This is a genomic window from Bartonella sp. AP11XZML (genome assembly GCF_042196445.1).
Lineage (GTDB): Bacteria > Pseudomonadota > Alphaproteobacteria > Rhizobiales > Rhizobiaceae > Bartonella.
In genome coordinates this window covers 1-8748 of the sequence record NZ_JBHIQF010000078.1, presented here as the reverse complement: position 1 = coordinate 8748, position 8748 = coordinate 1, and the positions used below count along the sequence as shown (strand labels likewise).

The 8748-nt window shown below is 38.5% G+C and carries 8 protein-coding genes; 7 read left to right on the top strand and 1 reads right to left on the bottom strand.

What is annotated here, in order from left to right:
• Positions 1 to 1865: 1865 nt before the first annotated feature.
• The gene (locus ACFIMG_RS08300) at positions 1866 to 2432 is read right to left on the bottom strand and encodes a hypothetical protein (protein WP_375679380.1); all 567 of its coding nucleotides are present in this window, start codon (positions 2430 to 2432) and stop codon (positions 1866 to 1868) included.
• A gap of 1813 nt (positions 2433 to 4245) precedes the next feature.
• Between ACFIMG_RS08300 and ACFIMG_RS08295 the strand changes: the two genes are divergently transcribed.
• The 7 genes from ACFIMG_RS08295 to ACFIMG_RS08265 all read left to right on the top strand — a co-directional run.
• Positions 4246 to 4767 (top strand): hypothetical protein, encoded by a 522-nt coding sequence (locus tag ACFIMG_RS08295; protein ID WP_375679379.1) that lies wholly within the window; start codon positions 4246 to 4248, stop codon positions 4765 to 4767.
• Positions 4768 to 4853: 86 nt separating this feature from the next.
• Entirely contained in the window at positions 4854 to 5330 is a 477-nt protein-coding gene (locus tag ACFIMG_RS08290) for a hypothetical protein (protein ID WP_375679378.1), read from the top strand.
• 48 nt (positions 5331 to 5378) lie between these two features.
• A complete protein-coding gene (locus tag ACFIMG_RS08285; RefSeq protein ID WP_375679377.1) occupies positions 5379 to 5966 on the top strand; it encodes a hypothetical protein in 588 nt (195 codons plus the stop codon).
• A gap of 198 nt (positions 5967 to 6164) precedes the next feature.
• A complete protein-coding gene (locus tag ACFIMG_RS08280; RefSeq protein WP_375679376.1) occupies positions 6165 to 6512 on the top strand; it encodes a hypothetical protein in 348 nt (115 codons plus the stop codon).
• 1038 nt (positions 6513 to 7550) lie between these two features.
• On the top strand, positions 7551 to 7700 hold the full coding sequence (locus tag ACFIMG_RS08275) for a hypothetical protein (protein WP_375679375.1): 150 nt from the start codon (positions 7551 to 7553) through the stop codon (positions 7698 to 7700).
• Between the two features lie 158 nt (positions 7701 to 7858).
• Entirely contained in the window at positions 7859 to 8053 is a 195-nt protein-coding gene (locus ACFIMG_RS08270; RefSeq protein ID WP_375679374.1) for a hypothetical protein, read from the top strand.
• A gap of 388 nt (positions 8054 to 8441) precedes the next feature.
• The coding region (locus tag ACFIMG_RS08265; protein WP_375679373.1) for a hypothetical protein at positions 8442 to 8748 on the top strand (307 nt) is incomplete at its 3' end.

The window sequence follows — 8748 nt, the reverse complement described above, 5'->3', positions numbered from 1 at the left end:
GTTAAGCCGTTCTAAATGTGCAGTAAGAGTGTCTAATGATGCATTTGCATGCGCTCCTTCAGGTGCACTGGCCCCTTCTGGGGTTTGTGAGGAATGTGGTGGGGGAGAATCTTGTGGCTTCATAATCTTAGCCTCTATGTTGATGATCGATAAGTGATATTATTTCTTCAATTCTGGCTAAACAATGTTTTGAAAAACAAGCCTTTGCATCTTGAAAGGTGAGGCGATGAGAGCATAATGATGTCGTTTTCATATTTTTATGCGTGTATTGCTCATCATTGCTGTGATGTATGACATTGGTATTTTATGGGGGGATTATTAGGGCGTTCTATTGGGAGCCCTTGAATACGGCTTGTTTTGAAAATCTCAAAATTATGGGGCTGTTGGTGATGCAAATTGTGTAATGCAAAAGAAAACAGTCAGAAAAAGACGAAAGACACATTCAAACCGTAAAGTTTTAAACATTGTCGCGAAACACACTGTTTTATAACAGTCTATAATAACTTATAATAGTCTATGATAATGCGAAAATTTTACGATGAAATCTGGACGCAGAAAATCCCTTACCGCACCTGTCATTAAATACGATTTTTCATATTCTGTCAACCGCAAAACGATTATTTTTCCTCCTTTATCGCGGGAAAAAATCTACAGAAAAAAGCTCATTCATTAGCTATGCAGCAAAATATATTGTTTTAATGGAAAAGTTTTTGATGTGGCAAAAAACATTTTCTCCTTTGAGAAAGGAGGGGACAAGATGAAGGGAGAATTGTGGTTTTGAAATCCGTGGTATTTTATTGATGAAATTGGGAAGGCGGTGGTTGGAAGGTGTTGCGGAGCAAAGCTTTAGGTATTGCGCAGGGGGTGTTCCGAGGGGATGACGAGGTGGGGGACTCGTGGGTGCTTAGAGGCGTGATGGCTCTTCGAGTGGCTGTTGGGGTCTCTAAAGGTTTCTGTATAAAGATTTATTGAGTAAATGCTTTTTCTCCTTTGAGAAAGGAGGGGAAAGGTGAAGGGAGAATTGTGGTTTTGAAATCCGTGGTATTTTATTGATGGAATTAGGAAGGCGGTGGTTGGAAGGTGTTGTGGGGCAAAGCTTTAGGTGTTGGCGATTTGTGGGGGTGATTGGGGTTGTGCTGGCTGTCGTATTAGTGATGGTGTGATGGGGGTGGAGGGTTATCGGTGCAGTTGTTGATGAGGGAGAAGATTGTTAGTAGGGGCTTTTTCTTTCCTTTAAGGGATGATGCTTTTAATTGTGTCAAAAAATAACGGGTTGTTTTAATGATAAGCTATTGATTTATATTGAATGTTTTATCGTTATTTATCTTGAATGAGAAATCCAGATTATGCTGAAATAAAAGCCATAGCTCTTGTCCGTCATAAGATCAGAAGAGCCATATAGAATTGTACAAGAAAAGACGTAAAATGACGATAATGAATTGTCTGAAGAGCTAAGGATGTCGTGATATTGGAGGAAGCGTATGATGAGGGTGGTTTGTTACAATGGGGGGTAGAGGGAAGAATGTTGCTGTTTTAAAGAGGGGGCAATATTTATCCTGTCCAAGCCGTGAATATGCCGTGAAATATTGTCCTTTGAGGCATGGTTAAGTGAGGCATGGGTAGATATAAGGTTAAGTCTCTTTGACAGTTGAAGTATTTTTTTAAGGGCGTGGTGGATATTTTTAAGCTTGTTTGTTGTGCGCTTTAAGCTTGTTAACCCATGAAATTTTATGAAAAGGCAAGCTCAGTGGATCTCAAGTGTCACTTGCCAAAGGGGACTTTACAAAGGTGCTGGTTATAAAGAGGCATGTTATAAAGGAGGGGGAGAATCTTTATCCTGTGAGGGGGAGGAAATGATGGGTGTTTTAGCCAAGGCTCTTTTGGGTAGAACTGTCAAAATGTTTATAAAGGGCATCAAGAATAATACGCAACGAACCAACAAGATTAGGCAGCGGTTGATCTTCTATAACAAGATAGTGTAATGCCGCATGAAAGTTGTGTTGACGATGTAGATATTGTGCTTCTTTAATCGCTTCTTGCATAGCTTCATAGTGTTCCGTTGCTCTTTGGACCCATTGCTTTTTTGCTTTCTCATCTGATGCGCTGTGCGTAAAACCATCATAATAACCGTTTGGTAAACCTTTTGCACATAAATAGTCGTTTCTAATTTGCAAGTATTGTTGCGCCGTGTCATATTGCTCTTTACTGATGCCTGATGAAGCCTCTTTATAGCCAAGCAAACAAAGACGCCCAATATAGGTTCCGACAAGCGGATTTTTCGCTTCTTCGAGGCTTAAACCAAAGTGTTTTGCACGCATTTCAATCGCAGATTGAAGCGCAGATTCGCTGGAATTTTGGGCACGTGAAATATAGCTATTGGGCTCTCGCTTTCCTGTTATTTTCGATCTACCGCGTTTTTTACGTATTTTCATGAACTTAACCATTTGAATGAAAAAGAAACTGTCTGTTGATGGGGGACAGTGATGTAAAAAGCACTTGGCGCAAATATTGGGGGGAGCAAATACTTAAGAGGGGGAAAATACTTAAAAGGGGGAAAATACTGGGAGAGTGAGCAAATACTGGGAAATATCAGCCGTTGCAGATCAAAAAACAAACGATACTAAAGGCGTTTAAAATGCAAAGAAAAGCAACGGTGTGGGGCGAAAAAATCATCTTTAAGGTGGTTTCTTACCTTTTTTATCTTATCCCTATCAGTCTTATCTTCCGCCCCTATCATGCTTATTTTTTTATTGATAGCGGATTATTTGCTTTCTAAATATTTCTTAACTGTTCTTGAGAGATTGAAGGAAAATTTTTGTCAAATGTGAATGAAAAAATAACAATGGATTTCAAGGGCATGTCATCGTCTTTCTAATAGGAAGTTTTTTCTAATGGGATTATTTGTCTCTTTTTTCACGAGCGCTTTGTGGAAATTTTTCAATTCCACTTTTGAAAGGTCATTGTTTTCTTAAGTTGGAAGCTTTTTATTTGGGTTCTCTTATTTTTTTGTTGTTGGGCGCTTTCCCAAGATATTTGATATACATCACGCTGTTAAGCATACTTTTATCCTTTATAAGAGATATATTGTCTTCTGTTGAGTGGCAGAGAGCGGCAAAAAGCAAACCTCCGCATTCTATTATAATAGCATAAGATGCCCTATATTTTCAAATAAAATATCGTTTATCGGCTTAAAATAAACTGTGAATGATCTCGCTATTTTGTTTGGTGTATCCTTTATAGAGTATAAAAATCTCCGTTTTAATGGATCTTATTATAAAACGAGGGGATGTCGTTTAAAGGACGGAATGCATTATCGAAAGAGGCTGTTTTTATAAGTGGAAAATGCCTTTATAAAAAGATGCTTTTATAAGAGATGCCTTGATGAATGTAGGGGCTATACAAATGTGGGGGCTGTGAGATATTTCATCTTTAATGAAGAATTTTTAAAATGAAGCCTTTTTGATTAAGAAGCTTTCAAATGAGGATTAAGGTTGTTTGTCGCACGTTTTTCATACTGGATAATCGATTGCTTGTTTGACTTTGTTTTGTGTTGCTTTTTAAAGAGCCATGTCTTAGGGCTCTCTTTTGCCCATTTTGCAAGGGTGCTCATGAAGGGTATAACGATAAAGTCCCCAATGAAATCCATACAAAGTTTGAATAATATAAAATCTATTGCACACTTCCATTTTTACGCTTGTGAAGAAGAAAGTCCGTAGCATCACACATTTTGCCAGCTCTCATGGTTGCGGACAGCTCTTGGCATTTGAGACGCTTCCTTAGAGGCATTTATCATCCTTTCTTAATGTTTTACTCTATACGGCTCTTTCTGCTTGTAATGCGCAAGAGACATGGTTTGGGTTGATTTAATATGGAATAGGTTTGGAATAAGACAATCCTACGGTATTTAGGGTTCTCATTTAATATGAAAAACAATAAATTGTTATAAATCAGTGTATTGTTTGTAAACTTTACACATCAGATATTTCTTAGATTGAATATTTTTGCTTGTTGAGTTTTGTGAAACATTGTCTTTTGAAGTGTGGGTAATAGATAAGAGGACACAATGGCGTTTGTGCTTGTAAGGCTGAGGAATTGTATGTTGTCACGTATGAGGAATTTTAAAAATAGACTTAAAGGGTCTTATAGCGCGTGTTTCATAGTGAAAAGAGTGCTAGATAAACCGGTTTTGCTGGTTGCATGTTCTCAAAGAGTGAGTGGGCATGTTAGAAGTGAGAAAATATCCGTATGATCGAAGATAAATCACAACACCAATCTGCCCATAAGGGAAATACGGCTTTTGCGTCACAGCCCGTGTTGAATCAGTGTGCGGTTTTCAAAAAATGGACAGCTCTCTCAAGAAAAGATTACGTCATCATTTTGTGTTTGGCTATCCTCTTGTTGGTGCTTTTTGCCGCGACTGTCTATATGAATCCTTTGGAGTTTTTTCACGTTATATCCAAAGAACAGTTTCAAGCACTGGGACAAATGGAACAAGGAGATCTTCGAAAAATGATTAAGGAGATCTTGAAACAGCCTTTTGAAAATAATCCTGCAATCGTGTTTTTGTGTGACGCGGGATGGAATAGTGTTTGGGCTTTTTTATGTCTCTTGCCGCAAATGATTTTTGGTGTTCTTGTGGTGTTCTTTCCACTCTTTTTTGTCTTTAACGCTATCTCTAAACGGGAGGTGAAGGAAATGATGAAGCTGTGGGATACATTGCCAGAGCAGCAACAGCTAGACAACCAATCTCTCAACAAAACACAATAGGAAAATAAGTGGTTGCTTCTTTTATAAGTACTTTTGTAATTTTGACCACAGTATGGTGGAGTACTGTCATGTTTTTCGGGGAGATCATGATACTTTTTTCTACTCTGATGACAATCTTGGTACTTTATTATTCTTTGATAAAACGGACAATATTGTTGTGTGGGATGCGGCGGAAATTAAAAAAGGGTGCATTGCAGAATTTGGGGCATAATCAGAAAGTCAGCATAGGACAAAATACAGTTTGTGCAATAAAGTTCAGCCCCCTTTCTTTTCAAGAATCTTTGGAACTTTCGAGAAAAGATTATTGTATCATCTTTTTTCTAGCTTTCATTGTGATTGTGGTTTTCGCAGTTTTGCTCGCTTTTTTTGCTTTTCTTCCAAAATCTGTGATTTTTTTACACAATTATATGCCTCTATTGTTTAAGGTTGGCGTTTTTGGCATGCAGCTGCTGTTTTGGTTTTGTGCGTGTATTGTTGTCGCTTTACCTGTCATTTTAATCTTCCATAGTTTCCTTCATTATGGCGTGAAAAAAACAATAAAGAAATTAGAGATGGTTGCTTGAGAAGAGAATAAAAATGATGATTTCACATCAATGCGATAGGGGAAACACGTGACTATTGTTATAAAATTTTTGGCTTTTTTAGGGTTCACCATCATTGCCATTGTAATGTTTATGGTTATGATCCGGCTTCCTTACCGGTTGATCAAGCATATGAGGTTATCTTTTAAACTCTCTCAAGACTTGAAAAAGAGTACAACGCAAAAAAAACACGCCATACAACAATTGCGCAATGATCTGGGAGAAATGAAAAGACACAATCTCGCCCATAAGACCCTTGATGCGAAAATGCGCTTTCTTAACTTTAAAGAATCTCTGCCTCTTTCTTCGAAAGAATGTAAAATAATCTTTTTTATCTTTATCCTCTTTACCGTTTTGCAATTTGCTTTCTCTATCGTACATTTGGTATGGTGGAAGGATAGTATGGTCAGTTTTATAATACCGCGGTTTTCAATAGGTCGCATTATTTATGGCCTTCTATGGTTAGGGATTCTTCTCTTTTCTCCGATCATTGGGATCATGTGCATGAAGTTAACGAGAAAATTGAACAAAATACTTCCACAATTGGAAGAAGCGATACAACAACGCGATCAGGCAATGCGTATGCAGAATGTGGAAGGGGGACAAAATGACGAGTAGTCTTATAACATTAATAGCCATTTCTTTCCTGTGTTTTACGCTCTTAAATGTTTTAATATGGGCGCCAATCGTTGTCATTTATTACCTGTTTATCAAGCGTGCGCGGCTTTATTGTCGCGTGAAAAAGGAACTGAAATGCGTGCTGAATGAACGCGATATCGCCTTAAAACAGAACTCCCCAAAATAAAAAGCAGCAGAATGTTTGATAAAAAGCAGCTTTCTCTTGTTTGGCAAGACTATAAAAAAATATTCTATCTTTCTACGGTCATGGCGACTGCTCCAATAGTTATAACTGTTGTCGTTAAGATATGGAGAGGGCAGGACTTTGTTTCTCTTGTCGTATTCGAGCCACTGGCATGGCTGCTTGCCTGTACTTTTTTATTCTTACCGATTGTTTTTATTATGCGTTTTATCGTGACCCGTCAGTTGAACAAAATGATACGGCAATTAGAAGAAGAGGTTGAGCAGAAAGGAGCTCCCGTCATATTATACGATGTGAGTGAGGGGAAAGTGAGCGAGGGGAAAATGAGCGAGGGGAAAAAGTGAAGAGAGGCTTTCGTTGAGCCTTGCCTTTGACTTGTTCATTAAGGTGCATGGGGTGCACTTCTCGTTTTATGCTTTTTTATATTTGTGTCGTGTTTTTTAAAAGAATTGAGGCTCTTGCTTGAGTTGGTGCTCTTGCTTGAGTGCTGAGAGGAAAGTGAAGAGGGCTTTTGTTGAGCCTTGCCTTTGACTTGTTCATTAAGGTGCATGGGGTGCACTTCTCGTTTTATGCTTTTTTATATTTGTGTCGTGTTTTTTAAAAGAATTGAGGCTCTTGCTTGAGTTGGTGCTCTTGCTTGAGTGCTGAGAGGAAAGTGAAGAGGGCTTTTGTTGAGCGTTGCCTTTGACTTGTTCATTAAGGTGCATGGGGTGCACTTCTCGTTTTATGCTTTTTTATATTTGTGTCGTGTTTTTTAAAAGAATTGAGGCTCTTGCTTGAGTTGGTGCTCTTGCTTGAGTGCTGAGAGGAAAGTGAAGAGGGCTTTTGTTGAGCCTTGCTTTTGACTTGTTCATTAAGGAGCATGGGGTGCACTTCTCGTTTTATGCTTTTTTATATTTGTGTCGTGTTTTTAAAAGAATTGAGGCTCTTTCTTGAGTTGGTGCTCTTGCTTGAGTGGGGCTTTTGCTTGAGTGGGGCTTTTGCTTGAGTGGGATTCTTGCTTGAGTGGGATTCTTGCTTGAGTGGGATTCTTGCTTGAGTGCTGGGGGGAAAGTGAAGAGGGGCTGCTCTTGGACTTTACTTGCTGTTTCTGTTCTCTTAAAGAGAGAAAATCTTGTAATTTATTTTCTTTTTATCAAGCATAAAAATGTGTTTTACCAAGCGATATTGAGAGCGAAAAATCTATACTTAAAGCAAAAGATATTCTGGTGTTTGGGGAAGAAAAGCCCATTTTTTGCAGGTGGAGAGGCAAAACGCACAGAGAAGGTGAGCCAAAAGCACACGTTTTGATCAAGATGGAAAGTGTAACAGTGCTTTTAAAAAGCTTGGGGTAGAGGGGGAAAATTGAAAGAAAAGAGGGACATCTATTTATTTACGAGACCGTGAAGGACAGTTTCTCATCTCTGGATGAAAAAGGTTTTGTGCAATTTGATTATGGAATTGTGAGAGGCGCTGGTATTCATGCGGCGGCTTGCCAAATGATTAATCCTTATCATTTTAGGGCTTTATCATTTTGGGGGGGGCCAGATTGACAACGAGGCATTGAGGCAAAGGGCTGGATTTTAAGGCAAAGAGATTGAAAATTTTTGAGGAAAAGATAAGCGTAGGGCGTTTACGTCGTGTGCTTGAGGAAGCTTTAGATAAGGGCGATGACTGAGGTTGATCTTGGCCGCGTGTTTGGGCTTTCAATATGGGGGCACCACCTTGGGGAAAGGAAATTGTTCTATCTCTCAAGTGGCTTCTTCTTTACTTGCACACCCTTGTGGTTTTGACATTGCTTGGTGATGTTAACATTTGGCAGCTTTCTCATAAAAGCTTTATGGAAGGTGAAAGTTTGGGCTTTGAAAAAAATATCGAAAAAATCAATTTGGGCCGGTTTTGTTGATGATTTAAATCGTCATAAAGACAAAGCAACTTCGTTACGATTTTCTTGCACTCGTTTGCTTCTTCTTTGGAAAGCAGCTTATCTTCCTGAAAATAAAAAGAGCACTTAGAATTTTAGAGTCAGAGACCCAAATTTGTGCAATAGAAGAAGATATTTTTATGAAAATTTGATCGACGAGAAAAGAGAAGCCTTAAGATAATAGGGGGTACACTGTGAGTGATGAAAACATGATGTTTGAAGTTGATGAAAAAAAAGCACCCCTGATATTGTCTTTATAAAAGATGAGGGATACAAACGCTTGATATTGATGAACCCTCATCCATTGGTGAGGACGAAAGCTTCGGTTCATGAAAATGGCTTAAAAATTGAGACAAATGAGGGGTAAAAAATGAGGGGCAATGGAAAAAATGCATCATTGGATGAAGAGTTACGGTCTTTTTCGCTGGAAGAAGCGTTTTTGACAAGCAAAAATTATAAAGTCATCTTTTGCATTGCTTTCATTGTGTCAGCTTTTATAATGGCATTCTTTATGTTTTTTAAGTGGGATTTGACAGGGTGGTGGAATTATATCCTGTTCATTTTAACATTAATATTGGTTTTTATATCAGCGCTTCTTTTTGTACTCATTCCTGTTGCCTTTGTGGTCCGTATCATCTTTACGCGTTTGTTGAAAAAAAAGATCGAGCAGTTGGAGC